1 pseudogene is annotated in these 271 nt (G+C 77.9%); it reads left to right on the plus strand.

The features are described from left to right. Nucleotides 1-271: pseudogene (locus GT045_RS11995) on the plus strand (murein biosynthesis protein MurJ); the annotation flags it as partial.

Consider the following 271-nt stretch of genomic DNA (forward strand, 5'->3'; position numbering starts at 1 on the left):
GCCCCGGCCCCGGCAACGCCGGCACGCCCCGCCCCCTCCCCGCCGGCTCCCGGCTCCGCCCCCTCGCTCGCCGCCGGGCGTTTCCTCGCTCGGGCGACCCTGCTCACCGCGTCCCTGTCGGTCGCGGCGGCGTTGCTCGGGCTGGTGCGGGACCAGTCACTGGCCCGGCTGTTCGGCGCCGGACCGGACACGGACGCCTTCCTGGTCGCCTGGACCGTGCCGGAGTTCGCGGCCACGCTGCTGATCGAGGACGGGCTGGCCTTCGCGCTGA

It is taken from the genome of Streptomyces sp. SID486 (assembly GCF_009865385.1).
Lineage (GTDB): Bacteria > Actinomycetota > Actinomycetes > Streptomycetales > Streptomycetaceae > Streptomyces.